Origin of the sequence: Phreatobacter sp. (assembly GCF_051860605.1) — a bacterium.
In the GTDB taxonomy this organism is placed as follows: Bacteria; Pseudomonadota; Alphaproteobacteria; order Rhizobiales; family Phreatobacteraceae; genus Phreatobacter.
On the sequence record NZ_JBHYDR010000004.1, the window covers coordinates 97,834 to 121,965 of the forward strand.

At 68.5% G+C, this 24,132-nt stretch carries 22 protein-coding genes; 9 read left to right on the plus strand and 13 right to left on the minus strand.

The genetic code is table 11. The features are described 5' to 3' along the window. Nucleotides 1-102: 102 nt before the first annotated feature. Nucleotides 103-549, minus strand: a complete 447-nt coding sequence (locus ACTIFS_RS08345) for a hypothetical protein (protein WP_439573617.1) — start codon at nucleotides 547-549, stop codon at nucleotides 103-105. A 234-nt stretch (nucleotides 550-783) separates the two neighbouring features. Between ACTIFS_RS08345 and ACTIFS_RS08350 the strand changes: the two genes are divergently transcribed. The 4 genes from ACTIFS_RS08350 (at nucleotide 784) to ACTIFS_RS08365 (ending at nucleotide 6,224) form a co-directional block, all read left to right on the plus strand. Then, nucleotides 784-1,419, plus strand: coding sequence for a hypothetical protein (locus ACTIFS_RS08350; protein WP_439573618.1), 636 nt, complete (start codon nucleotides 784-786; stop codon nucleotides 1,417-1,419). A gap of 60 nt (nucleotides 1,420-1,479) precedes the next feature. Continuing rightward, nucleotides 1,480-2,232 carry a hypothetical protein gene (locus ACTIFS_RS08355; RefSeq protein WP_439573619.1) on the plus strand — a complete coding sequence of 251 codons (753 nt, stop codon included), beginning with the start codon at nucleotides 1,480-1,482 and terminating at the stop codon, nucleotides 2,230-2,232. A gap of 219 nt (nucleotides 2,233-2,451) precedes the next feature. Continuing rightward, nucleotides 2,452-5,484 carry an isoleucine--tRNA ligase gene (gene ileS, locus ACTIFS_RS08360; protein ID WP_439573620.1) on the plus strand — a complete coding sequence of 1,011 codons (3,033 nt, stop codon included), beginning with the start codon at nucleotides 2,452-2,454 and terminating at the stop codon, nucleotides 5,482-5,484. Between the two features lie 464 nt (nucleotides 5,485-5,948). Then, nucleotides 5,949-6,224 carry a hypothetical protein gene (locus tag ACTIFS_RS08365; RefSeq protein WP_439573621.1) on the plus strand — a complete coding sequence of 92 codons (276 nt, stop codon included), beginning with the start codon at nucleotides 5,949-5,951 and terminating at the stop codon, nucleotides 6,222-6,224. Nucleotides 6,225-6,268: 44 nt separating this feature from the next. Here ACTIFS_RS08365 and ACTIFS_RS08370 read toward each other — a convergent pair whose 3' ends face one another. The 3 genes from ACTIFS_RS08370 to ACTIFS_RS08380 form a co-directional block, all read right to left on the minus strand. Next, nucleotides 6,269-6,478, minus strand: coding sequence for a cold-shock protein (locus tag ACTIFS_RS08370; RefSeq protein WP_296571147.1), 210 nt, complete (start codon nucleotides 6,476-6,478; stop codon nucleotides 6,269-6,271). Between the two features lie 33 nt (nucleotides 6,479-6,511). Continuing rightward, nucleotides 6,512-7,720 (minus strand): DEAD/DEAH box helicase, encoded by a 1,209-nt coding sequence (locus ACTIFS_RS08375; RefSeq protein WP_439573622.1) that lies wholly within the window; start codon nucleotides 7,718-7,720, stop codon nucleotides 6,512-6,514. A 304-nt stretch (nucleotides 7,721-8,024) separates the two neighbouring features. After that, nucleotides 8,025-9,209, minus strand: a complete 1,185-nt coding sequence (locus ACTIFS_RS08380) for an SbmA/BacA-like family transporter (protein ID WP_439573623.1) — start codon at nucleotides 9,207-9,209, stop codon at nucleotides 8,025-8,027. A gap of 192 nt (nucleotides 9,210-9,401) precedes the next feature. On the opposite strand from ACTIFS_RS08380, the gene ACTIFS_RS08385 reads away from it, so the two are divergent. Beyond that, a complete protein-coding gene (locus ACTIFS_RS08385; RefSeq protein WP_439573624.1) occupies nucleotides 9,402-10,415 on the plus strand; it encodes an NADP-dependent oxidoreductase in 1,014 nt (337 codons plus the stop codon). 1 nt (nucleotide 10,416) lies between these two features. After that, a complete protein-coding gene (locus tag ACTIFS_RS08390) occupies nucleotides 10,417-11,313 on the plus strand; it encodes an HpcH/HpaI aldolase/citrate lyase family protein (protein WP_439573625.1) in 897 nt (298 codons plus the stop codon). Nucleotides 11,314-11,316: 3 nt separating this feature from the next. Here ACTIFS_RS08390 and ACTIFS_RS08395 read toward each other — a convergent pair whose 3' ends face one another. From ACTIFS_RS08395 to ACTIFS_RS08425, 7 genes are all read right to left on the minus strand, one after another. Then, complete coding sequence (locus ACTIFS_RS08395) at nucleotides 11,317-12,564, minus strand: pyridoxal-phosphate-dependent aminotransferase family protein (RefSeq protein ID WP_439573626.1); 1,248 nt, start codon at nucleotides 12,562-12,564, stop codon at nucleotides 11,317-11,319. Between the two features lie 140 nt (nucleotides 12,565-12,704). Next, nucleotides 12,705-13,697, minus strand: coding sequence for an Ldh family oxidoreductase (locus ACTIFS_RS08400; RefSeq protein ID WP_439573627.1), 993 nt, complete (start codon nucleotides 13,695-13,697; stop codon nucleotides 12,705-12,707). Then, on the minus strand, nucleotides 13,694-14,644 hold the full coding sequence (locus tag ACTIFS_RS08405; protein ID WP_439573628.1) for a hydroxyacid dehydrogenase: 951 nt from the start codon (nucleotides 14,642-14,644) through the stop codon (nucleotides 13,694-13,696). Before ACTIFS_RS08405 ends, ACTIFS_RS08400 begins: the two co-directional genes overlap by 4 nt. 9 nt (nucleotides 14,645-14,653) lie before the next feature. Next, on the minus strand, nucleotides 14,654-15,697 hold the full coding sequence (locus ACTIFS_RS08410) for a YeiH family protein (RefSeq protein WP_439573629.1): 1,044 nt from the start codon (nucleotides 15,695-15,697) through the stop codon (nucleotides 14,654-14,656). Then, nucleotides 15,694-16,209: a GNAT family N-acetyltransferase gene (locus ACTIFS_RS08415; protein ID WP_439573630.1), complete on the minus strand. Its 516-nt coding sequence runs from the start codon at nucleotides 16,207-16,209 to the stop codon at nucleotides 15,694-15,696. Before ACTIFS_RS08415 ends, ACTIFS_RS08410 begins: the two co-directional genes overlap by 4 nt. Nucleotides 16,210-16,326: 117 nt before the next feature. Next, the gene (locus tag ACTIFS_RS08420) at nucleotides 16,327-17,478 is read right to left on the minus strand and encodes a UxaA family hydrolase (protein WP_439573904.1); all 1,152 of its coding nucleotides are present in this window, start codon (nucleotides 17,476-17,478) and stop codon (nucleotides 16,327-16,329) included. A gap of 373 nt (nucleotides 17,479-17,851) precedes the next feature. Then, the gene (locus ACTIFS_RS08425; protein ID WP_439573631.1) at nucleotides 17,852-18,139 is read right to left on the minus strand and encodes a UxaA family hydrolase; all 288 of its coding nucleotides are present in this window, start codon (nucleotides 18,137-18,139) and stop codon (nucleotides 17,852-17,854) included. Nucleotides 18,140-18,221: 82 nt separating this feature from the next. Here ACTIFS_RS08425 and ACTIFS_RS08430 point away from each other — a divergent pair, with 82 nt between their 5' ends. The 3 genes from ACTIFS_RS08430 to ACTIFS_RS08440 all read left to right on the plus strand — a co-directional run bounded on the left by ACTIFS_RS08430 (nucleotide 18,222) and on the right by ACTIFS_RS08440 (nucleotide 21,376). Further along, nucleotides 18,222-18,971: a GntR family transcriptional regulator gene (locus tag ACTIFS_RS08430; protein ID WP_439573632.1), complete on the plus strand. Its 750-nt coding sequence runs from the start codon at nucleotides 18,222-18,224 to the stop codon at nucleotides 18,969-18,971. A gap of 67 nt (nucleotides 18,972-19,038) precedes the next feature. Then, a complete protein-coding gene (locus tag ACTIFS_RS08435) occupies nucleotides 19,039-20,016 on the plus strand; it encodes a tripartite tricarboxylate transporter substrate-binding protein (RefSeq protein ID WP_439573633.1) in 978 nt (325 codons plus the stop codon). Between the two features lie 160 nt (nucleotides 20,017-20,176). Continuing rightward, nucleotides 20,177-21,376, plus strand: a complete 1,200-nt coding sequence (locus tag ACTIFS_RS08440) for a multidrug effflux MFS transporter (protein ID WP_439573634.1) — start codon at nucleotides 20,177-20,179, stop codon at nucleotides 21,374-21,376. Nucleotides 21,377-21,388: 12 nt separating this feature from the next. On the opposite strand, the gene ACTIFS_RS08445 is transcribed toward ACTIFS_RS08440, so the two are convergent. Together ACTIFS_RS08445 and ACTIFS_RS08450 are read right to left on the minus strand one after the other, a co-directional pair. Beyond that, the gene (locus ACTIFS_RS08445) at nucleotides 21,389-22,462 is read right to left on the minus strand and encodes a DUF2272 domain-containing protein (protein WP_439573635.1); all 1,074 of its coding nucleotides are present in this window, start codon (nucleotides 22,460-22,462) and stop codon (nucleotides 21,389-21,391) included. A gap of 89 nt (nucleotides 22,463-22,551) precedes the next feature. Further along, entirely contained in the window at nucleotides 22,552-24,030 is a 1,479-nt protein-coding gene (locus ACTIFS_RS08450) for a methyl-accepting chemotaxis protein (protein WP_439573636.1), read from the minus strand. Nucleotides 24,031-24,132 lie beyond the last annotated feature (102 nt).

A 24,132-nucleotide genomic window follows, 5' to 3' on the forward strand; every position in this document is an offset into this window, starting at 1 on the left:
ACTCCGTGATCCGCGCCTGTTTCGCCACCATGCCGCGGCAGCGTCTCTGCTTTTTCTGGGCCCGCCATGGCGTTTCCTTGGCGCAGAGGCCTGCGGCCGGCGTCATCGCACCGGCAGCGCACGCTCGCACCGCTGATAGACGTGGGTCGAGCCCTGAAGCGAGATCTCGAGCCGGTCGCGGCTCACCTGCCTGAAGCGGATCGCGCCCTGGTCAACCCCTGTCTCTCCCTCGCCCCGGCAGCGGCCGCTCGCCGTCAGCGCATTGTCCGGTCCCGTCCGGATCCGGGTGAAACGGCAGGCCGCCGCGAAGAACTCGACGGCGCGGGGCTCGACCTTCACCCGCCCGTCATCGGTCTCGTCCGTGCAGGAGCGTGGCTCGTAGCCCCAGGTGCCGTGCATGGCCGGGGGAAGGGCGTTCGGGCTCTGCTGGGCGGTGGCGGCCAGAGGCGCCAGTGGCAGGGCCGCGGCGAGGAGACGGGCGATCAGGCGTGGCATCGTCAGGGGGTGATCCGGTGGCTGGACGACGGGCGCATCCCCTGAGCCGGTCATGTTTCAGGATCGTGTCGCCGTTCTGTGACCCGGCATTTTGGCGGAATTTGTCAACATATCCCGGAAACATGGCGGAACAATCATAGGTTCATCAGCCGATCGGCGCTCGCGAGGCCTCTCTTCATGTCCTGCTTCCGGCATGTCCTGATTGCCGTCGCGATGGTTGTTTCACCTGTCGCGGCAGAGGTTCCGCACCCACCCATTCCGCTTGAGCCCGCCGCCGTCCGCAAGGCCGTGACAGTTGTCAGCGAACTGGTCATGGCGGCGCAGGAGCGCGGAACGCTTCCGCGCCTGTCCGATCCGGTGGCGCAGGCAGCCTTTCACGCCATCCTGGACCCGCGTCTTGTCGCTCCGGGCCGAACCTTCGCGAAGGACGAACTCGATGCGCTCTCGCCCCTGTGCGTCAAGGCCGGCCAGATCGTCTTCGACTACCTCACCTTCCGCTCGCGCGGCCATCCCGATCTTGCCAAGCCGGGCAATGCGCTCCTCTACCAGCCGGAAATTGCGACAGGGGTCGAATTCTGGCTGCGCTGCGACGCCGTCCTGATGGCGGGCATCGCTGGGATTGTCCGGCAGATGCCGCCGGAGCAGATGAACGACGGCGTGAACGTCGACTTCCAGGACCTGCGCCAGTCCGCGTTCCGCAACCTCTCGGCCGTGCTGCACATGGTCCGCGAAGGGTATCTGCGGGGCGGCTCGGTCGGCCGACTGGCCGTCGCCCTCTGTGAGAGCGCGCCCCGCTTCATCGCCGCCTTTCCCGCCGAGGAGCGTGAGGAGATCGCCGGCGTGGTCCGCCAGACGCTGCCCTATGCCGGCACGTCCGCCAGCGCCGATTTCGAGGCTTTCGTGACGGTTCTGACCGCGCCGTGAGGGCCGCATTCCATCCAGTCACGCGTCGATTTTTTCCCCCTGTCCGGAACGAGGCCAGCCATGACCCGCCTGCCGATGCTGCTGCTTGCCGCCCTTGTCACCGTCATGCCAGCGTTTGCGACCGCGGTCGCAGCCCGACCGGCCGCCGGGCCCGACCCGCGGGTCCTGCAGGAGGCCATCAGCCGCTTCATGCAACTGTCGGCCGAAGCCGAGCGCAACGGCACCCTGCCACGCCTGTCCGACAGGGAGGCCTGGCCGATCCTCCAGAGCCTGTGGGACCGTCGGATCGTCGCGCCGGACCAGACCTTCGACCGAGAGCGCGTCCTGGCCCTCGCTCCGTTCTGTGTCACTGGCGGCCAGGTCGTGGCCCGCTACGTCACCTTCCGGACCCGCGGTTTCAACGATCCGGCAGCCGCCGGCAACCTCGCGCTGTTCCAGCCGGAGATCGCGACGGGCATGGACTTCACCCTGCGCTGCTCCATCGTCCTGCTCGAGTGGGGCGCCAGCCACTTTCGCAACCTGCCGCCGGAGCGGCTGACGGACCGAGCGCGGGTGGACTTCGACGACCTGCGCCGGCAGGTGACCGACAGCATCATCGGTGCCCTCGGTCTGATCCGCGAGCGGCGGTTTCACCCCGGCTCGGCCACGCGCATCGCCCGCGCGCTGCGCGAGAGCACCCCGCGGCTGGTTGCCTCCCTGGAGGTGAGTGACCGGACGGCGCTGGCGGCCTTCGCGCGCGACGCGTTGCCCTCTGCCGGGCCGCTGGCCGAAGCCGATCTGGAGGCCTTCATCGCCGCGCTCGGCGCGCGCTGATCGCAGCCGGTTCCTCGCAGCCGGCTCCTCGCAGCCCTTGCCGCCCGGCGCGCCAGCGCTTATGACGGCGGCATGCGCTTTTCTGTCCGCATTGTCGCGCGAATTACCGGCCCGGCCTCCTGAAGGCCGCGCGGCCTCTCGCGCGCCCGGAGGTCCGGGGTTCTGCTCCACCCGACCCGAAATCCGCGGCCCTTCCGCCGCCTACGGCCGAACAGTCCCATGTCCGACTCCGTCAAGACCGCCAGAGCCCCATCCGACGCGTCCGACGCGTTCGACTACTCGAAGACCCTGCTCCTGCCCGACACGGCGTTTCCCATGCGCGCCGGCCTGCCGGAGAAGGAGCCGCAGATCCTGAAAAGCTGGGAGGAGATGGACCTCTACGGCAAGCTGCGACGGCAGGCGAAGGGCAGGGCGCGCTTCGTCCTCCACGACGGCCCGCCCTATGCCAACGGCCACCTGCATATCGGCCACGCGCTCAACAAGATCCTGAAGGACCTGGTGACGAAGTCGCAGCAGATGCTGGGATTCGACTCAGACTACGTGCCCGGCTGGGACTGCCACGGCCTGCCGATCGAATGGAAGATCGAGGAGGAATACCGGGCCAAGGGCAAGAACAAGGACGACGTGCCGGTCGTCGAGTTCCGCCAGGAATGCCGTGCCTTTGCCACCCGCTGGCTGAATGTCCAGCGCGAGGAGTTCCAGCGCCTCGGCGTCGTCGGCGACTGGGCCAATCCGTATCAGACCATGACCTTCCATGCCGAGGCGGTGATCGCCGAGGAGATCATGAAATTCGCGGAGTCCGGGCAGCTTTACCGCGGCTCGAAGCCGGTCATGTGGAGCGTGGTGGAGAAGACCGCACTGGCCGAGGCCGAGGTCGAGTATCATGACCATACCAGCGACATGGTATGGGTCCGTTTTCCCAAGATCGAGTTCGGACTTGGGCCGGAAAAGCCGGGCGATCCCTGGACGGAAGCTGACTTCGAACGCCACCGCGCGATGTATGAAGCCTATGCAAAGGCAGACGTCGTCATCTGGACCACAACGCCGTGGACGATCCCCGGCAATCGCGCCATCTCCTTCTCTTCACGCATCGCCTACGGCATCTACCGCGTCACAGACGCGCCGGAGAACAATTGGGCTGCCGTCGGCGACCACTACATTCTGGCTGACAAGGTGGCGGCCGATGTGTTCAGGGCCGCCAAGGTCACCGGCTATGAGCGGCTGTTCGATGTGCCGGTGCGCATGCTGGCGGAGACCGTGTGCGCTCACCCCCTTCACGGTCTCGGCTACGACTTCGAGGTTCCCCTGCTCGACGGCGACCACGTCACCGACGAGACGGGCACCGGCTTCGTCCACACAGCACCCGGCCATGGTCGCGAGGACTTCGACATCTGGATGGCGAGCGGCCGAAAACTGGCCGGGCGCGGCATCGACACGGCCATCCCCTACACGGTCGATGGCGACGGCCGCTTCACCAAGGAGGCCCCCGGCTTCGAGGGCCGGCAGGTCATCACCGACAAGGGCGACAAGGGCGATGCCAACCAGACCGTGATCGATGCGCTGGTCACAGCCGGCGCCCTCGTCGCGCGCGGCCGGCTGAAGCACCAGTACCCGCATTCCTGGCGCTCCAAGAAGCCGGTGATCTTCCGCAACACGCCGCAATGGTTCATCGCCATGGATCGCCCCTATGCCGATGGCACCACGTTGCGGCAGCGCGCGCTGAAGGCGATCTCGGAGACCGAATGGGTGCCGGAATCGGGCGAGAACCGCATCCGCGGCATGATCGAGAACCGCCCGGACTGGGTGGTGTCGCGCCAGCGCGCCTGGGGCGTGCCCATCGCCGTCTTCGTGCATCGCGACACCGGCGAGGTGCTGAAGGACGAGACCGTCAATCTACGCATCATCGAGGCGTTCCGGCAGGAGGGCGCCGACGCCTGGTTCAGGGAGGGCGCGAAGGAGCGGTTCCTTGGGCCGAAATATCCGGCGGCCGACTATGACAAGGTCGACGACGTGCTCGACGTCTGGTTCGATTCCGGCTCCACCCATGCCTTCACCCTTGAGAGCCCGCAGGACTTCCCGAATTTCGAGGGCCTGAAGCGCAAGGTCGACGGCGGCACGGATACCGTCATGTATCTGGAGGGCTCCGACCAGCACCGCGGCTGGTTCCATTCCTCGCTGCTGGAAAGCTGCGGCACGCGCGGCCGCGCGCCCTATGACGTCGTTCTGACCCACGGCTTCGTCCTCGACGGCGAGGGCCGCAAGATGTCGAAGTCGCTTGGCAACACGGTCGCGCCGCAGGACGTCATCAAGCAGTCTGGCGCCGACATCCTGCGCCTGTGGGTGGCAGCCTCCGACTATTCGGACGATCTGCGGATCGGCAAGGAGATCCTGCAGACCACGTCGGACACCTATCGCAAGCTGCGCAACACGATCCGCTGGATGCTCGGCGCGCTCGCCCACCACGACGGCACGCCGCTGCCGGCCCGCGAGGCGCTGCCGGAGCTGGAACGGCTGATGCTGCACCGGCTGGCCGAACTCGCACCGGTCGTCCGAGAGGCCTACCGCACCTATGACTACAAGAAGGTCTTCGCGGCCCTCACCCAGTTCATGAATGTCGATCTCTCCGCCTTCTATTTCGACATCCGCAAGGACCGGCTCTATTGCGATCCGGTCTCCTCGCCCGAGCGCAAGGCGACTCTGGCGGTGATCGAGGAGGTCTTCCGGGCCGTGTCGACATGGCTGGCCCCGATCCTGTCCTTCACCACCGAGGAAGCCTGGTGGGACCGCTACGGCCGCGATACCAGCGTCCACATGCAGCCGCTGGCGTCTGTGCCGGAGGACTGGCTCGACCCGGCTCTGGACGCGCGCTGGGAGAAGATCCGCAAGGTGCGCCGCGTGGTGACCGGTGCGCTGGAGGTCGAGCGCGCGGCCAAGCGCATGGGCTCCTCGCTGGAGGCATCGCCGGTCGTCCATATCGACGATGCCGACCTGATGGCCGCGCTCGAGGGCATCGACCTTGCGGAGGTTGCCATCACCTCGGGCGCCAGCGTGGTGGCGGGGGAGGGGCCTGCCGGCGCCTTCCGCACCGACGAGGTGCGCGGCGTCGCCGTGGTTCCGGCGCGGGCCGCTGGCACCAAATGCGCGCGGTCCTGGAAATATTTCGATCCCGCCACCGCCGACCCCGACTATCCGGACATCACCCCGCGTGACGCGGGCGCGATGCGCGAGTGGAGACAGCGCCACTCGATGTGAGGGACGGGGCAGGGATGTGACCCATAGGGGCGGACGGGTCCCGCCCCTGGCTGCGTTGCAACGGGACCGTGGGTGCAAGGTCCGTGGGCCCTTCGTCGCCAGTTGTCGGATGCATCCGGCGTCCTGCGTCCTTCGAGGCTCGCTTCGCTCGCACCTCAGGATGAGGAGGGCGGTGAACGGCACGGCCGTTGGCCGAACCGCGACGGTCGACTCGCGCTAAGGGCCGATGCAACACACTTCCTCATCCTGAGGTGCGAGCGAAGCGAGCCGCGAAGGACGCAGCAAGCCCGATGCAGGCGAGCCCGACGCCAGTCCATGGCGAGCCTCGCAGGGCACACGATTCCGGTGCAGGAGCGCCGCCCGCGCCCCCGGTCTTTTCCTTAAGCGAGAACACGTGGGGAGAATGACCGATCCCGTGGCGGCCCGGGCGTGCCATGTTTGGGGCGCGCAATCGGGAGGGCGCCATGCCCCGGTCACATCCAGCAGTCAGGCGGCGGGTCGCACGCACCAACTATGCCGTGGTGCCCTTCATCCAGCGCGGCGCACGCATGGTCGCCGAGGACGTCCACTACCTCGACACCTTCGAGCAGGCGCAGGTGGTGGCCAAATTCGTTGCCGCCCGCAGGCCGGGCGTCATCATTCTGTCGGTGTCGCCGTCGCCCGGGGACGAGGATCCGGAGATCGTCGTCCTCGAGCAGATCGGCGCCGGTCTCGCCAGTGCAACCGCGACGGTGCACTGACAAGCCCGTGCATGGTCAAAGGATCCCCCGCCGAGGCGGATGGATCAGGCGAGCTTCAGCTGGTCCGCGGACTGCTTGCCGGTGCGACGGTCGGTGGCGAGCTCGTAGCTCACCTGTTCGCCCTCGCGCAGGTCGTTCAGGCCAGCGCGCTGGACAGCGGAGATGTGGACGAAGATGTCCTTTCCGCCATCGGACGGCTGGATGAAGCCGTAGCCCTTCTGGGGGTTGAACCACTTAACGGTCCCGGTCGCCATGGAATGCTCCTCATGTTCGGCGGTGGTGGGATGTCATGCAGCCCGTCGCCGGGACTGCGGACGCTGGTCACGCACCGGCGGCAGGGGATGCTCCCCCTCCTGCGGTGCCCTGATCGGAGATCCCGCAACGGCCAGGCGCACGCGCGTCAGCCGCTCGATGGCGGCGAGCTGGCTGCGCTCGCTGGGGTCACAGAAGGCATAGGCGATGCCGGTGCGTCCGGCGCGGCCGGTCCGGCCGATCCGGTGGACGTAGCTCTCCGGCTCGTTCGGCAGCTCGAAATTGACCACATGGGTCACTTCCGCCACGTCAATGCCGCGGGCGAACAGGTCGGTGGCGACCAGCACGCGGCAGTCGCCGGCCTTGAACGAGGCCAGAGCCTTCTGGCGGGCGTTCTGGCTCTTGTTGCCGTGGATGGCGTCGGCGGAGACCCCGGCCTTGGCGAGCTGGCCGGCCAGGCGGTTGGCGCCGTGCTTGGTGCGGGTGAACACCACCACGCGGCTGAGCTTGGGGTCCTTCAGGAGCTGTTCCAGAAGCGCGCGCTTCTGGGGCGCCTGGACATGGAACACATGCTGCTCGATGGCCTCGACCGTGACGATCTCGGGCGTGACCTCGACGCGCATCGGCTCCCAGAGCATGTCGCGGGCGAGCTTGGCGACTTCCTTCGGCATGGTGGCCGAGAACAGCAGGGACTGGCGCTGCTCGGGCAGCTTGCCGACGATCCGCTTGACGTCATGGATGAAGCCCATGTCGAGCATGCGGTCCGCCTCGTCGAGGACGAGATGGGTGACCCGGTCGAGCCTGACCGCGCCCTGGCCCATGAGATCGAGCAGACGGCCGGGCGTCGCCACGAGCACGTCGACACCGCGGGCAAGCGCCTGAACCTGCGGGTTCTGGCCAACGCCGCCGAAGATGACCGCATTGCGCAGCTTCATATGCGCGGAAAGCTTCTGCACGCTGTCGAAGATCTGCAGGGCAAGCTCGCGGGTCGGCGCCAGGATGAGTGCGCGCACGCACTTGGACGGCGTCCGCTCCAGATCCTCGGCCAGGTGCTGGAGGATGGGCAGGGCGAAGGCCGCGGTCTTGCCCGTGCCCGTCTGGGCGATGCCGACCAGGTCATGGTCGTCGAGAAGATGCGGAATGGCCTTGGCCTGGATGGGGGTGGGCGTCGAGTAGCCGGCATCGGCAAGCGAACGCAGAAGCGGCTCGGCAAGGCCGAGCGCGGAAAAGGACGAGGATGTCAAGAAAGGGGTCTTTCAAACTTACCGGAATCGCCTGTCGAGGCGTCCTCCAGTCTTGAAGTCACGAACCGCGCGCCGGGCGGATCAGACGGTCTTGTCGCACCGGAAATCCGGTTGTCGACGCCTGAAGTACGAAACGAACGAAGGCGGCGCAGCGCAGTCACGACGATGGTTCCGTCAGGATGAGGCCTTCCCTCGCGTCCGTCAAGCCCGGTAGGAAAATAATTCGCCCATGCCTCAAATAGTTCCAAGAACTTTCGAAATATTTCTCCGAAGTGCTTGAATTGAAACGGATCGTTCGCGCGGCTCAGTTGGTAGGACCCGAGAGCGGCCGCGGCATCGTTCGTGGCACCCCGGCGGCGACAGGCAGGGGCAGGGCATGCGCATCTGCGGACGGCATCTGTGAGCCATCCCTTGCCCCCTTGCCGTCGAGATGGGCGAAGGCCTGTTCGAGGCCAACGACACGGCCGGCCGAGGCGGCCCAGTCCGCGATGCGGATGAAATTGTCGAAGAACCAGTTGAACGCAAACTGCGCCTGCACGAAGGCCGCGGCGATCTGCATGAGCGAACCGAGGCTCATCCGGTCGGACAGATAGAGCGGCGCGCAGGCCATCAGCGGCACGAGCGGCATCAGCGTGACATTCAGGTTGATCAGCACGGTCAACTGGCCGAGCCGGGCGGCAATCGTCTGCCAGGCGCCCACGACCTTGCCCAGACGTCCGTCCAGCCTGCGGGCATGGGCGGGCTCGGCCTGCTCTTTCGCGATTGTCGCGGCATTCTCGCGGGCCGTCACCATGTCGGCCCGCAGTGCCGCCTCGGCCGCGTTCTTGCGCTCGATGTCGCGGATCAGGGGGCGGCCGAGGAGGGCAATCGTTCCGGACGTTGCCAGCGCATAGGCCACCGCCACCCAGACCATGAAGCCGGGGATGGTGATGCCGCCACCGACGGGCAGGGTGATCGCCCCGCCCACCACCCACAGGATGGCGACGAAGGCTGCGGCCGACAGCAGTGCGTTCACCAGCCCGACCGCGAGTTCGACCATCGGGTCGATGGCCATGCGCACGTCCTCGGCGATGCGGAACTCGGGCGAATCGACATGGGGCGCGGTCTGCGGAAGGGAGAGGAAGCGCCGCTCCCCCAGCCAGCGGGCGATCAGTGCGCCGGTGAGCCAGCCGCGCCATCCGACCTGCAGGCGCATGCGCGCCCAGATTGTCAGCGCCGCGACAACCGCCGCCGCCAGCGCCAGGGCCAGAAGCAGCCAGATGCCGGCGATCAGGTCTGCCGCCCGGCGCTGTTCGAGGGCATTGAAGAATGTCGCATTCCACCGGTTGAGCAGAACCTGCACGCCGACATTGGTCACCACCAGAACCAGCAGCGAGACGGCAAGCAGCCAGCCCGCATGAAATCCCGGCCGCGTCCAGAAGCCGCCGGCAAGGCCGAAGAACGGCATCGGATTGACGCGCGGTGGCAGGCTGTCGCCTGATCCTTCCAACCCTTGGGCCCCCCGGGCCGCCGCTTCCGCTCTTGTGTCGGGTGCTGGCCGCCCGGGCCATCTTATGGGCTGGCCTGGCTGGCGCCATGCGGCGCTCTGCTTATGCCCCCGCCCTTCGGTCGGTTGCCGTGGCTGGCCTTGCCGCCTACCTATGGGCCGGGAGCGGCGACTGCGCCGCATGGGGAGAGCCGCATGACCACGAGCCGCCAGATCCAGCTTGCCAGCCGCCCGCATGGCGAGCCGACCCCAGCCAATTTCACCATCGCGGACACGCCCATCGGCGAGCCGGGTCCGGATCAGGTCCTGCTGAAGATCCGCTATCTCTCGCTCGATCCCTATATGCGCGGCCGCATGAACGACGCCAAGTCCTATGCCGCTCCGGTGCCTGTTGGCGGGGTCATGGAGGGTGGCACGGTGGGCGAGGTGCTGGTGTCGAACAGCGAGCGCTTTCGCCCCGGCGACATCGTGCTCTCGCATTCCGGCTGGCAGAGCCATGCCATCGCCGACGCCTCGGCGCTGCGCAAGATTGACCCGACAGCGGCACCGATCTCAACGGCCGTCGGCGTCCTCGGCATGCCGGGGATGACGGCCTATACCGGCCTCCTCACCATCGGCCAGCCAAAGCCCGGCGAGACCGTGGTGGTGGCTGCCGCAACCGGCCCGGTCGGCTCGGCGGTCGGCCAGATCGCGAAGATCAAGGGGGCACGGGCTGTCGGCATCGCCGGTGGCCCCGACAAGGCAAAGGCGCTGACGGAGGAGTTCGGCTTCGATGTCGGTCTCGACCACCGCTCGCCGACCTTCGCGCAGGATCTGAAGGCGGCCTGCCCGGATGGCATCGACGTCTATTTCGAGAATGTCGGGGGCCATGTCTTCGACGCCGTCTTCCCGCTGCTCAACTTCTTCGCGCGCATCCCGGTCTGCGGCGTCATCGCCCAGTACAATGCGACCTCGCTGCCCGACGGGCCGGACCGCATGCCGCTCATGCTGCGCGACATCCTGACCAAGCGCCTGACCTTCCGCGGCTTCATCGTCCGCGACTTCGCCGATCAGTCGAAGGATTTCTTCCGCGACATGAGCCAGTGGATCAGGGACGGAAAGGTCAAGTACCGCGAGGATGTGGTCGAGGGCCTCGACAAGGCGCCGGAGGCCTTCATCGGCCTGCTGAAGGGCAAGAACTTCGGCAAACTCGTCGTCAAGGTGAGCTGACGTGAGCGGAGTGGCGCCGCGCCGTCCGCCGGCGCTGCGCCGGTCCTGGCTGTTTGTCGCCGGTGCCGACGGTCCCCGGCTGGAGGCTGCCGGCGCGATCGGTGCCGACGTCCTGATCCAGGAACTGGAAGACTTCACGCCACCGGACATGAGGGCCGGGGCACGCGGCCTGGCGCCGGCGGTCTTTGCCCGCTGGCGCGAGGCGGGCGCGCTCGCGGCCGTCCGCATCAATCCGTTCGAGACCTGCGGCCGCGACGACCTTGCAGGTGTCATGGCGGGCGCGCCCGATATCGTGATGATGTCCAAGGTCGCCTCGGCCGATCAGGTGGCGGCCCTGGACCAGGCCATCGGTGACCACGAACGCTCGTTCGGGCTGCCTGTCGGCTCCACCGAGATCGTGCCGAACATCGAGACGGCGGCAGGCCTGGTGCGGGCAGGCCAGATCCTGTCCGCAAGTTCCCGCATCACCGCAGCCCTCGTCGCCTCGGAGGACATGGCCGCCGATCTGGGGGCCGAGCGTAGCGCCGAGGGCAGCGAGCTTGCCGCAGTCCGGGAGCGGTTCCTCATCGAATGCGTCGCGGCTGGAGCGGTGGCCATCGACTGCCCGTTCACGTTTTCCGGCCTCGACGAGGCGGAAACAGACCTGCTCTGGGCACGCCGGCGCGGGTTCCGGGCAAAGTCGATCGTGGCTTTCGAGCAGGTCGCGCTGGTCAATCGCATCCTCACGCCGGGAGCCGGCGAGGTCGCCGAGGCGCGCCGACGGGTTGCCGCGTTCGAGGCCGCGCGCCGTGCCGGAATTCCGTGCGAGATCGATGGGCACCTCGTCGAGGTGCCGACCGTCAACGCCGCCCGTCGCCTGATCGAGCGCGCCGAGGCCTTTGCAGCCCTGGACGCCTAGCGTTCACACCGGCGCGGTCGGGGCCGACAGGTCGTCCGCGGGCAGTTCGTGGATGGCCGGCCCCACCGGCAGCCCGGCCCCTTCCGACAGCGAGGCGATCGCGGCCGCAACGCCGCCCTCGCCATGGGGAATGCCGAGGCCGCGCAGCGCCATCTCGACGGCAGACAGGGAGCCGATCACCATGGGCGCGTTGACATGGCCCATATGGGCGATGCGGAACGCCCGGCCCGAGAGATCGCCGATGGCCGAGCCCAGCGTCACGCCGCAGATGGTCTGCGTGTAGGCCGAAATGGCCTCGGCATCGGCACCGGTCACCACCACCGGCGTGACCGAACAGGCCCGGTGCGCCGGGTCGATGACGTTGCAGGACAGGACCTGCCCCTCGGCCCATTTGCCGATGGCGGCATGGGTGGCCGCGGCCAGCAGCGCATGGCGCCGCCAGACCGCGTCGAGGCCCTCGTCCATGATCATGTCGAGCGCGGCGCGCAGGCCGAACAGGAGGTGCTCCGGCGGCGTGCCGCAATATTTCATATAGTGCTGCTCGCCCTGCCGGGCGGTCCAGTCCCAGTAGAGCGTCTTCATGTCGGCGCTCTGGTGCGCCTTGTGGGCCTTGTCGTTGGCCGCGACGAAGGCAAGGCCCGGAGGGGTCATCAGGCCCTTCTGCGAGGCGGACATGGCGACGTCGACGCCCCAGGCGTCCATCTCGAAGGGCATGCAGGCCAGCGAGGCCACGCAGTCCACCATGAACAGGGCAGGGTGGCCCGCCGCGTCGATCGCCTTGCGCATCGCCCTGATGTCATTGGCAACGCCCGAGGCCGTGTCGATCTGAACCATCAGGACCGCCTTGATGGCATGGCCGGTGTCGCGGCGCAGCCGGTCCTCCAGGGCGGCGGGGTCGATGCTCGCGCGCCAGGAGCCGTCCATCACCTCGACATCGGCACCCATGAAGCCGGCCATCTGCCCCCAGCCGATGGCGAAGCGGCCGCTCGCCACCACCAGCACCTTGTCGCCGCGCGACAGCACGTTGGAGATCGCTGCCTCCCAGCCGCCATGGCCGTTGGCGGCGTAAATATACGTGCGCGCGCGCGTGCGAAAAATGCGCTGAAGGTCGGCGATCAGGCTGTCGGTCAGCTGCACCATCGGGCCGGAATAGATTTCCTCCGCCGGGCGGATCATCGCCTGCAGCACGCGGTCGGGAATGTTGGTGGGGCCCGGGATGGCGAGCAGCTGACGGCCGTTGGCGACGGACATGGACGATCCTCCTGGCCCGCGGGCCGATCCCGCACTCGCCTAGCCGCTGGCCCTTCCCGGAGCAAGATGGGTGTCGGCGCAGCAGCCGCGCTTGGCCAGCCATGCTGGCCCGGCACCCGTTCCGAGCCAAGGCGATCGGCTCAGGGCGCCCCGTGAGCCTCGACCAGCGTTGCAGGCAGAACGAGCCCCTCGGTCTCCGCCTTCTGGCGCAACTGCCTGCGCCGCTCGCCCGGCAGGCGCGTGCCGGCCTGTGCCTCGATGGCCCCCGCAAGGGCCGTGATGCGGGGACCAAACGCGCCATGGCCAAAGCCGGCAGGGTCCACGGCGATGATCATCTGGCCGGTATTGGGCGGCGGCCCCTTGTCGTCGAGGAAGGAGGAGGCCTCGAAGGCGAGATGCGCGCCGGTCAGCGCCGCCGCCAGCACCTCCACCATGAGCGCGAGCGTCGCGCCCTTGGCGCCCCCGAGCGCCACCATGGTGCCCTTCAGCGCCGCATCCGGATCGGTGGTCGGCCGGCCTTCGGCGTCCAGGGCCCAGCCCTCCGGGATCGTCTCGCCCTTCTGCTTCGCGGCGACGATGTTGCCCCGCGCCACGGCGGACAGCGCCAGATCCACCACGATCGGCGCCCGGCCGGGCAGGGGGCAGGCAAAGGCGATGGGGTTGGTGCCGAATACCGCCTTCGTGCCGCCGGCCGGCGCGATGGCCTCGGGTGTATTGGCGAAGAACAGCGTCACCAGCCCGGCCTCGGCGAGACGCTCGACATGGGCGCCAAGTGCGCCTGCATGGTTGGAGCGGGCAATCGCCGCGGCGGCGATGCCGGTCTCGGCGGCAATCCGCGGCAGCGTCTCCGCGACCAGATCAATGGCCGGATAGGCAAAGCCGTTGGCGGCATCGACCATCAGCGTCGCGGCGCGGACGCGCGAAGCGGTCGGCACGGCGCGGCCGTCGATCTTGTTCGCCTTGAGCATGGCGAGATAGGTCGGGATGCGCGACAGGCCGTGGCCCTTCAGCCCTTCGGCCTCGGCGCCGACCAGCGCGCGCGCAACCGAGGCGGCGGCCGCATCCGATGCGCCATTGCGGGCGAAGATGCCGGCGACCCAGGCGCGCGCCTCAACCAGCGGTGTGGTGGTCATGGGCGGTTCTCCTTCAGGACCCGACGGACATTGGCTGCGGTCACCGAGGAGACGCGCACGTTGCTCTCGGCCGTCACGCCGGCAATGTGGGGGGTAAGAATGAGGTTCGGGCAACCGGCCAGCGCCGTTCCCGCCTTCAGCGGCTCGGTCTCGAACACGTCGAGCGCGGCGCCGGCAAGCGTTCCGGCCTTGAGGGCGGCGGCGAGCGCCGCCTCGTCGATCACCCCGCCGCGCGCGGCATTGACCAGCACGGCGCCCGGCTTCATGGCGGCGAGGCGGGCGGTATCCATGAGGTTCTTCGTGCCCTCGGTCAGCGGCACATGGAGGCTGACCGCATCGGAGCCGGCGAGCAGGGCGTCGAGCCCGGCCGGCCGCGCGCCGATGCGCTCCCATGCCGGGTCGTCGGCGGCAACGAAGGGATCATGCGCCACCACGGCCATGCCCAGCGCCCTGGCGCGGATGGCGGTCTCGCGCGCAATGGCCCCGAAACCGACGAGGCCGAGCGTCTTGCCGAACACCTCGCGGCCCATCAGCCGCTCGCGCGGCCAGGCGCCGGCCGCAACCTCGTCGCTCGCATGATAGGCGCCGCGCAGCAGCATCATGACGGTCGCGATGGCCCATTCGGCGACCGCGATGTCGTTGGCGCCGGTGGCCGGCAGCACGGCGATGCCGCGCGTCTTGCAGGCGGCAAGGTCGATATTGTCGAGCCCGACGCCCAGCCGGCCGATGGCTTCCAGCCTCGCGCCCGCCTCCAGCAAGGCGCCGCGAACCTGCGTGCGGTTGCGGACGATCAGCGCCCGCGCGCCGGCGGCGAGGCGTGCCAGTTCGTCCGGCCGGTCGACCAGCGCCTTGTCGTAGTGGACGGAGAAGTCGCGTGCCAGTTCGTCGACCGCTGCCTGGTCCATGAACTCGCAGATGACGATGTCGGGTGTTGCGGTGTCCGCCATGGCAGCCCCCTAGATGATGAACAGGCCGGCGGTGACGATGGCGAGGATCACCAGCGTCGTGCCGAGGAAGACGGCGACATGGCGCCACCCGATGGACAGGATCGCGGTCAGCGATGTGCCAAGGCCGAGAGCGGCAATGGCGATCAGCAGGCCGGCATTGGACAGATGGACCAGCCAGCCCTTGATCAGCGCATAGGGAGCGGCCAGGGCAGGAATGGCCGGCAGCACCGAATTGACCGCCACCAGCGCCAGGAACACCAGGGCGAAGACCGGCACGGGCACCTTGGCCTCGCCGGCATGGGCGCCCTGGCGCGTGAACCACCAGCCGATCGCCAGCACCACCGGCAGCAGCAGGAACACGCGGAACAGCTTGACCACGACAGACGCATTGCCCACCGGTTCCGACACCGCATAGCCGGCACCCACCACCTGGGCCATGTCGTGGATGGTGGCGCCGAGGAAGATGCCGGTCTGCGTGGCGTCGAAGCCAAGCAGCAGCGCCAGCGGCGGATAGGCCAGCATCACGATGGTGGACACGGCATTGGCCGCCACCACGGTGAAGGCCGTATCGGCGGCCTTGGCGGGATAATTCGGCAGGACCGTGGTCGTGGCGAGCGTGGCCGAGGCCCCGCAGACGGCGGTCGCCGCGCCCGCGAGCGCGCCATAGCCGTCATGGACGGAGAGCCGCCGGGCAAGCCAGATGCCGGCGGCGATCGTCGCCACCATCGAGCCCACCACCAGAGCCAGCGTGCCGAGGCCGAGGCCGAGGATGTCGCCGAAGGCGATCCGCAGGCCGAGCAGGCCGATGGCCCAGCGCAGCAGCTTCTTCACCGAGAAGGTCAGGCCCGGCTCGAACCGTTGCCCGCCGGCCATGCCGTTGAGGGCAATCCCGATGATGAGCGCGATCACCATCACCGGCAGAACGAACCGGCCACCGGTCGCCAGCCGCATCAGCGGTTCGGCGAGGACGGCGGCCACCGCCACCGCGCCGGCCAGTGCCAGGCCGGGGGCGAGAGTGCGCAGGCGCGAGGCGTCCGCAAGGCTCATGGTCATTCCGCGGCCCCGCTCCGGTAGAGGACGACGCGATGGTCCGCGGGGCCGCGGACCTCGCTCAGGGTGAAGCCGAGACCTTCGAGGATGTGCCGGGAGGCCTGATTGTCCTCCCGCGTCGCCGCGATCACGGACCCGATGCCGCGGGAGGCGGCGAAGGCCAGCACGGCACGCGCCGCCTCGCCCGCATAGCCCCTGCCGCGAAAGGCGGGCATCACCGCATAGCGCAGCGCGATCCCGAGGTCGTCGTCGTGATCCCACAGGCCAGCTATGCCGACGAAGGCGCCGGCGTTGCGTTCACGGACGGCGAAGACGCCGAAGCCGCGCCTCTCCCATGTGGCCAGATAGGTTGCCAGCATGGCGCGCGTGGCCTGCTCGTCCAGCACGCCATGTTTCAGCCTGCCGCCCACCTCCGGATCACCGGTCAGCCGGCAGAGGTCGGCAAAGTCGGATTCGCGAATGGGGGTAAGCGAGAGGTGCCCGGTGGCAAGAGGGTCGGCGAAGGGCGCGGTCATGGCGGTCCCGGACTCAACCCTTCACAACTGCCAGGGCAGGCACGCAAGCCCCGAAGGACGCGACTGCATCATGCAGCGCGTCCCTCGCGACAGGTTCGGCCAGCTCCCGCCCGTCGTTCACGCCGAGCGGTAGAGCTTGGTCAGCGAGAACTCGCGATGGCCGAGCGCTTCCGATGCGGTCATGCGGCCATTGGCGGTGCGCACGATGTTCTCGATCAGCGCATCGCCCGCCTGCGGGATGGTCATGGTCCGCTTCAGCACGCCAGACACGTCGACGTCGATATGCTCGGGCATGGTCCGCATCGTCTTCGGATTGCCGGTGATCTTGATGACCGGCACGATCGGGTTGCCGATGACATTGCCCTGGCCGGTCGGGAAGGTGTGGATCACGTAGCCGCCTGCCGCCATCAGCGTCACGCATTCGGCAGCCGCCGAGGACGTGTCCATGTAGTAGAGGCCCGGTCCCTTGGCCGGCGCCTCGGCCGGCTGCAGGATGTCGATGTAGCGGCACTCGCGGCCGATCTTCTCGAGGTTGCCGAGGGCCTTTTCCTCGATGGTGGTCAGGCCGCCGGCAATGTTGCCCTTGGTCGGCTGCGAGTCCGAGAGATCGTTGGTCTTGTGGGCCTCGATCACGTCGTCCTGATAGGCCTTCCACATCTTGTACCAGCGCTCGCCCACCTCCTTGGTGGCCGCGCGCTCCTTGCACAGGTGCTCGGCGCCGGTGATCTCCGAGGTCTCGCCGAACACGCCGTAGATGCCGCGCGGGATCAGCTTGTCATACATGTTGCCGACCGTCGGGCAGGACGACAGGCCCGTCGTCGTGTCGCTCTCACCGCATTTGGTGGAGATCCACAGGTCCTCGATCGGGCACTTCTCGCGCGCCAGCTCGCTCGCCCACTGGACGAATTCCTTGGCCACGTAACCCGCCTTGGCGATGGTCGCGATGTCGCCATGGCCCTCGATGCCGAAGCCGACCACCGGCTTGCCGGTCTTGGCGATGCCGTCGACGACGATCTTGGTCCACTGGTCCTCGATGCCGATCACCACCACGGCAGCGACATTCGGATTGGAGCCGGCGCCGATCAGGGTGCGGAAGTGGACGTCCAAATCCTCGCCGAACTGCAGGCGGCCATAGGCATGGGGGATCGCGAGCGTGCCCTTGATGTTGTTGGCCACCGCCTCGCAGGCGGCGTTCGACAGGTCATCGAGGGGCAGCAGCAGGACGTGATTGCGCACGCCGACACGGCCGTTCTCGCGACGCCAGCCCATGATGCTGTCGAGCGCGCGGCCCGTCGGGCGCTTCACGACGGGGGCCTTGAAGGCTTCGGCCTCGATCTTGCGGCCGCGGACAGTCTTCAGCTTGCGCTGGACGAGATCGAAATTGGCGACCATGAGCGACATGGCGTTTTCCTCTTGTGTGTCGGCCGTCGCTGCCCGTCATCCCCGGCGAGCCGGAACGCGGGATGCGGAGCATCGCGCGTCTGGCGGGGGAAGGGGATCCATGGGCTGTCCCTGTGGATCCCGACGGTGCCTGGCGCGGCAGGTTTCCCGAAAGATGAGCCTTCCGGCTCCTGGATCCCCTTCTCCTCGCTGTCGCTTGGGCGGGGATGACAGGGGCGGATCTCCACCGCCCCCTCCTGCCTCACCAGCGCTTGGTCTTGATGTTGTGGACGTGGGCGTGCTCGCCCTTCTTGATGTCCGCCTTGGCGATGCCGATGTCCTGGCCGTACTTCCAGACGGTCTCGCCCTTCTTGATATCCTTCAGCGCCACCTTGTGGCCGATCGGGATGTCCTGCTTCGCGGTGATGCGGAAATCGGAATTGTCGTGGGTGATGACGGCCAGCATGTCGGTGCCGGCTTTCAGCCCTTCGATCACCACGACACCGACCGTGTCCTTCTTTTCGTGCACCAAGAGATGTGGGGCCCCCATGGGCGTTTCCTCCTCAGACTTCTAGTCTTGTATAAGACACAGGACGTGATAGTCTGTCAACGTGGGTTCTGCGGAGGAATGCATGGCGGTGAGGGCCGGGGCACAGGCTGACGGGGCGGGGGCGGTCGATTTCCGGCCGCTCTACCGGCAGGTGCAGGAGCGCCTCGTGCGTCGCATTGCCGAGGGCCAATGGACGCCCGGCGCCCTGATCCCGTCCGAATTCCAGATCGCCCGCGACCTGGGTGTCAGCCAGGGAACGGTCCGCAAGGCGCTCGATGCGATGACCGCCGATCACCTGCTGGTCCGCCGGCAGGGGGTGGGCACCTTCGTCGCCGCCCACGACGAGGACCGGGTCCTCTTCCAGTTCTTCAAGCTCCGCCGCGACGACGGCCGCAGGGCCTTTCCCGACAGCGACGTGGTCAGCGTTTCCGAACGGGCACCCTCCGCGGAGGCGCGCGAGCGGCTGGGTCTCGTGCGGGGCGAACAGGTGGTGGCCATTCGCCGGCTGCGCTCGCTGGGCGGCATGCCGGCCGTGACCGAGACGGTCACCGTGCCGGCCGCGCGCTTTCCCGGCCTGCTTGTCGCCGATCCGGTGCCGAACAATCTCTATGGGCTCTATGCGGAGCGCTACGGTGTTACGATCGCCGGCGCGACCGAGCACCTGAAGGCGATCGCCTGCCCGGACGAGGATGCCGCGCTGCTCGGCATCGCCGCCGGGTCGCCGGTCCTGCTCGTCGACCGCCTCGCCGCCGATCTCGACGGCCGGAAGGTCGAATGGCGTCTTTCCATCTGCCGCACGGATGCGTTCTTCTATCTGGCGGACCTGAAATGAAACGCTGCCGGCACGACGGACCGGCAGCGCCCGACAACAATCCCGTCTTGTCGCTTGGAGGAAACGAATGATTGGACGTTCCATCGCCGCCGGCATCCTGGCCCTCGGCATCACCGCCGCCCCGGTTGCGGCCCAGAACTACCCGACCCGCCCCATCACCATGATCGTGCCCTATGCGGCAGGCGGGCCGTCCGACATCATCGCCCGGCTCGTCGCCCAGTCGATGGGCCAGACGCTCGGCCAGACCGTGGTCATCGAGAATGTCGGCGGGGCCGGCGGCACGACCGGTGCCGCGCGTGCCGCGCGCGCCGCTCCCGATGGCTATACCATCCTGTTCCACCATCTGGCGCTGGCGGCCGGTGCCACGCTCTATCGCAACCTGACCTACGACACGATCAATGACTTCGCCCCGATCGGCCTGATCAATCAGGGCGGTTTCGTCGTGGTGTCCAAGAATGCGCTGGAGACCCGCACGATCGCCGAACTGCTCGCCCATGTGAAGAAGGTCGGCCGCGACATCACCTTCGGCAATGCCGGTGTCGGCTCGGGCTCGCACATGTGCAACATGATGCTGCAGTCGGCGCTTGGCGTGAAATTCACCGAGATTCCGTATCGCGGCACGGGTCCGGCCCTGAATGATCTGGTCGGTGGCCAGCTGGACGCCCTGTGCGACCAGACCACCAGCTCGATCCCCCAGATCCAGGGCAACCGGGTCCGCGCCTATGCGGTGACCTCCACCGAACGGGTCGCCCAGCTGCCCGATCTGCCGACCCTGCGCGAGGCTGGCATTCCCGGCTTCGAGGTGACGGTCTGGAACGCGCTCTATGCGCCAAAGGGCACGCCGCCTGCCATCGTCGATCGCCTCTACCAGGCGATGGAAGTGGCGCTGAAGGACGAGACCATCCTGAAGCGCTTCTCCGACCTTGGCACCGCGCTGTTCCCTGCCGGCCAGCGCGGCCCGGACGCCACGCGCGCCCGGCTCGTCGCCGAGGTGGAGAAGTGGCGCCGCGTGATCGCGGAGTCCGGCTTCGTGCCGTCCAACTGACCGCCACGGCCGTCAACCGTTCAAACAGTCAGGGCCCGCGCTTGCCGCGCGGGCCCTTGCCGTTTTGGGGCACGGCAGCCCGGCGCCCGCATGGCTTGACCGGCGCGCGGCGAGCAGGCGTGATCCCCGGCCCCGCCTTCTGGAGCCTCGAGCCCCGCCCGTGACGCCCGATGTCCGCCTGCAGCCGCGAGCCCTGGTGCCGCTCCTTGTCGTGCTGGCAGCGATCGGGCCGATGGCGCTCAATCTGCCCCTGCCGGCATTGCCGATGCTCACGCAGCTGTTCGATTCCGATCCCGGCTTCATCCAGCTGACCATCACGCTCTATCTCGCCGGCATGGCGGTATCGCAGCTCGTGCTCGGGCCGCTGTCCGACCGGTTCGGCCGCCGCCCGGTGGTCCTCACCGCGCTGGCGCTGACGGCCGCCACCAGCCTGTTCGCGGCCTTCGCCGCCAGCGCCTCCATGCTGGTGCTCGCCCGTGTGTTGCAGAGTTTCGGTGCCTCGGCCGGCCAGGTGATCGGCCGGGCGATCATCCGCGACGTGTTCGATCGCGACCGTTCGGCCTCCATGATCGGCTGGGTCACCATGGCCATGGTGGTGGCGCCGATGGTGGCGCCCACCTTCGGCGGCCTGCTGATCGAGAGCGTCGGCTGGCGCTGGGTCTTCGTCGCCACGGCCGTGGTGGCGCTGGCCGCCATGGCGCTGACCTTCCAGCGCCTGCCGGAAACGCGCGCCACGGTGTCGTCGCCGACCATCTCGCAGCTTCTCGCCGATGCCCGCGGTCTGGCCCGCGACCGCATCTTCGTCGGCTACCTGCTGCTCGGGGCGCTGTCCTCGATCACCTTCTTCGCCTTTCTCGGCGGCGCGCCGCACATCACGATCACCCTGATGGGCCAGTCGACGACCACTTACGGCCTGTGGTTCATCGTCAATGCCTCCGGCTACATGATCGGCAACGCCATCTGCGGGCGCTATTCGGCGCGGCTCGGCTCCGACCGGCTGATGCTCTGGGGCTGCATCGGCATGCTGGCTGCGGCGCTGGTGCAGTTCGCCATTGCCCTGACCGGTCACATGACCCACCCGGCCATGCTGTTCATCCCGCAGGCGGCGATTGCCCTCTTCAATGGCCTGCAACTGCCTGGCGCCATCGCCGGCGCTGTCAGCGTCCGGCCGCAGGCTGCAGGCTCGGCTTCCGGCATCGTGGGTTTCGCCCAGATGGGACTTGGCGCCATCGCCGCACAGATCGCCGGCACGATGGTCGGGGCCTATCTCAGCCCGGTGCCGATGACGGCGCTGACATTGTTCGGTGCGGTCGGCGCCATGGCCTCGCTCGCCCTGCTGCGGCGGCGCGACGCCTATTGACCGCCGGGCGGGTCAGTCCGGGCCGGTCGCCTGCAGCAGCATGAACCAGGCGGCCGATTCCGGCCGGCACAGCGGGCCGGGGCCGCGATCCTCGAAACAGTCCGGCCGCTGAGGCCCGCGTGCGAGCGCGCCGCGCCGGTCGACCGGCAGCATCCGGCGGCTGACCGATTGCAGCACATTGCCGCCGACCACTTCCGCCGTGCGCCGTCGCTCGTCGCGGCTCACCACGATGTCGCAGTGTAGCGACCAGACGGGCCGCTCGCCGCTCGCAAGGCCGGGCAGCAGCGTGGCGAACAGCCCGTCCCTGCCGGCCGGGGGCGCCTCGCCCGGCCGATGGCGGTGCAGGCAGACGAGATCGCCGGGGCGGACCGGCGTCGCCAGGGGATCGCAGGCCCGGTAGAGCGCCGAATGGGCGGTGCCGCCCGTCTCCGCACGCGAGCGCCGCGCCGCCTCGGCGACATAGTCGACATGGGCCATGGACGCGGCGAAGCGGCTGCGCGACACGCCGGCCGACAGCACGACATGTGAGACGAAGGCGGCCGACCAGGGCACGTCGACGGCGGCCGCGCGTTCGGCCGCTGCCTGGAGCGCCTGCCGCTCCGTGTCGGAGAGATCGGCGCGCCCGAGGCGTTCAAGGGCTGTCGCAAGCGGCAGGTTCGGCGTGCCGTCCTCCCCGCTCCGCAGGCCAAGTGGGCTGCCCTCGACCGGGCCGAGCGTCTGCCAGTAGCGCATCACCTGCCGGAAGGCCGGCTCGAGCCCCCGCGCCGGATCGCGGCGGGCATCGGCCTCCACGGCCCCGAACACGAGCAGCCGTCCGTCGCGGCCGATCACATGGCCGCCAAAGGCCGCATGCTCCCTGAGCGCCGTTGCGGCAATCTCCATGGCCAGCGGGGAGGGCGGCTGCCGGGCCGTCGCAAGGCAGAGCGCACGCAGGGCGGTCCTCTCGGGAGCCGGCAGGCTTTCGCTCGGCCTGGCCGGCGTCGATGGCGCCAGCAGCACTGGCAGCAGCAGCGCCGCGCGCAGGGTTTTGGCCCCGAAGGCCGCCGCCCGGGGAATTGCAGCCCGCTGATGTGCCGTCCTCGTCATGCCTGTCGCCGCTGCCCTGCCGATGCCGTCTCATCTGACAGCCTTCGGGGCGCGGCGCCAAGCGGGGCGAGGATCTGGCGCTCCGCGCCTCAGGCAATGGCGCGCGCGGCCTCCGAGATGTGCCGTGCCGAATCGTCCACGCTCGCGGTCGAGCGGGCGATGGCGCCCATGCTGCTGCTGATCGCCGAAACGCCCTCCGCAGCCACGCGCATGTTGCCCGACATCTCCTCGGCCACGGCACGCTGCTGGGCGACGGCCGTCGCGATCGCGGCGGAAATCTCGTTGATCGTCGAAATGGTCGCGCCGATCTCGTCGATGGCCTGAACGGCACCCTGGGTCGATGTCTGCACCGATGCGATCTGCGCGCCGATTTCCTCGGTTGCGCGCGAGGTCTGGGTGGCAAGACTCTTCACCTCCGAGGCGACGACCGCGAAACCGCGGCCCGCCTCGCCGGCCCGTGCCGCCTCGATGGTGGCGTTCAGCGCCAGGAGATTGGTCTGGGCGGCGATGGTGGTGATGAGTTGCACGACATCGCCGATCCGCTGCGCCGCGCTCGACAGTCCCGAGACAATACTGTTGGTGGTGTTGGCTTGGTCGACCGCGCGGGTCGAGATGTCGCGGGCGTGCTCGGCCTGCCGGCTGATCTCGCCAACCGATGCCGTCAACTCTTCTGCGCCGGCCGCGACCGCCTGCACATTGCCCGTGGTCTGGGTGGAGGCGGCAGCCGCCTCGGTCGCCTCCCGGGTGGCGCTGGAGACGGCCTCGGTGATAGCGTCGAGGCCCTGGGCGATCTCGCTCTGGACACGCGCACGACGGGCCTGCTCCTCCACCTGCGCGGTGATGTCGGTAGCGAATTTGACGACCTTGAACGGACGTCCGCTCATGTCGAGGATCGGATTGTAGCTCGCCTGGATCCAGACCCTTCGCCCATCCTTGCTGATGCGCCGGTACTGGGCCGTCTGGAACTCGCCGCGCGCGAGCGCCTCCCAGAAGGCCGTGTAGGCCTGCGTGTCCCGCTCCGCCGGATCGACGAACATCGAATGGTGGCGGCCGGCGATCTCGTCGAGCCGGTAGCCGAGCGTGGCGAGGAAATTGTCGTTGGCGGTCAGGATGGTGCCGGACAGGTCGAACGCGATGACCGCCTGCGACTTGTGGATCGCAGCGATCTGGCCGCTGACGTCCGCCGCCTTCAGCTTTTCGGCCGTGATGTCGGTGGCGAACTTCACCACCCGGTAGACCTTGCCGCGCCGGTCGATCAGCGGATTGTAGCTGGCCTGGATCCATATCTCGCGGCCGCCCTTGCCGATGCGCCGGAACTCGGCGCTCTGGAAGCGTCCGGCGCGAAGCTCGCTCCAGAACGCCTTGTAGGCGGGCGCATTCCGCTCCTCCGCCGGCACGAACATGGAATGATGCTGGCCACGCACGTCCTCCAGCGCATAGCCGACACAGTCCAGGAACAGCCGATTCGCGTCCAGGATGCGTCCGTCGGGCTCAAACTGGATGATGGCCTGGGAACGGTCGAGCGCCGCAATCCACGCTGCCTTGTCGTTGATCCAGGGGCCGAGCATCGATGGTCCGTCCATGACGTTAGGGAATGGCCACACCATCCCCGGGGCCGGTTAACGGTGACCTAACGGAACCTCGAAACGGCAATCTGCCGATCACAAGAT

Excerpts from the sequence above, each read along its gene's own strand:
- ACTIFS_RS08345 (WP_439573617.1), bottom strand. The coding sequence starts at position 549 with ATGACCGGCTCAGGGGATGCGCCCGTCGTCCAGCCACCGGATCACCCC.
- ACTIFS_RS08355 (WP_439573619.1), top strand. The coding sequence starts at position 1,480 with ATGACCCGCCTGCCGATGCTGCTGCTTGCCGCCCTTGTCACCGTCATG.
- ileS (WP_439573620.1), top strand. The coding sequence starts at position 2,452 with ATGTCCGACTCCGTCAAGACCGCCAGAGCCCCATCCGACGCGTCCGAC.
- ACTIFS_RS08365 (WP_439573621.1), top strand. The coding sequence starts at position 5,949 with ATGCCCCGGTCACATCCAGCAGTCAGGCGGCGGGTCGCACGCACCAAC.
- ACTIFS_RS08370 (WP_296571147.1), bottom strand. The coding sequence starts at position 6,478 with ATGGCGACCGGGACCGTTAAGTGGTTCAACCCCCAGAAGGGCTACGGC.
- ACTIFS_RS08385 (WP_439573624.1), top strand. The coding sequence starts at position 9,402 with ATGACCACGAGCCGCCAGATCCAGCTTGCCAGCCGCCCGCATGGCGAG.
- ACTIFS_RS08395 (WP_439573626.1), bottom strand. The coding sequence starts at position 12,564 with ATGTCCGTCGCCAACGGCCGTCAGCTGCTCGCCATCCCGGGCCCCACC.
- ACTIFS_RS08400 (WP_439573627.1), bottom strand. The coding sequence starts at position 13,697 with ATGACCACCACACCGCTGGTTGAGGCGCGCGCCTGGGTCGCCGGCATC.
- ACTIFS_RS08405 (WP_439573628.1), bottom strand. The coding sequence starts at position 14,644 with ATGGCGGACACCGCAACACCCGACATCGTCATCTGCGAGTTCATGGAC.
- ACTIFS_RS08410 (WP_439573629.1), bottom strand. The coding sequence starts at position 15,697 with ATGACCATGAGCCTTGCGGACGCCTCGCGCCTGCGCACTCTCGCCCCC.
- ACTIFS_RS08415 (WP_439573630.1), bottom strand. The coding sequence starts at position 16,209 with ATGACCGCGCCCTTCGCCGACCCTCTTGCCACCGGGCACCTCTCGCTT.
- ACTIFS_RS08420 (WP_439573904.1), bottom strand. The coding sequence starts at position 17,478 with ATGGGCTGGCGTCGCGAGAACGGCCGTGTCGGCGTGCGCAATCACGTC.
- ACTIFS_RS08425 (WP_439573631.1), bottom strand. The coding sequence starts at position 18,139 with ATGGGGGCCCCACATCTCTTGGTGCACGAAAAGAAGGACACGGTCGGT.
- ACTIFS_RS08430 (WP_439573632.1), top strand. The coding sequence starts at position 18,222 with ATGGCGGTGAGGGCCGGGGCACAGGCTGACGGGGCGGGGGCGGTCGAT.
- ACTIFS_RS08435 (WP_439573633.1), top strand. The coding sequence starts at position 19,039 with ATGATTGGACGTTCCATCGCCGCCGGCATCCTGGCCCTCGGCATCACC.
- ACTIFS_RS08445 (WP_439573635.1), bottom strand. The coding sequence starts at position 22,462 with ATGACGAGGACGGCACATCAGCGGGCTGCAATTCCCCGGGCGGCGGCC.
- ACTIFS_RS08450 (WP_439573636.1), bottom strand. The coding sequence starts at position 24,030 with ATGCTCGGCCCCTGGATCAACGACAAGGCAGCGTGGATTGCGGCGCTC.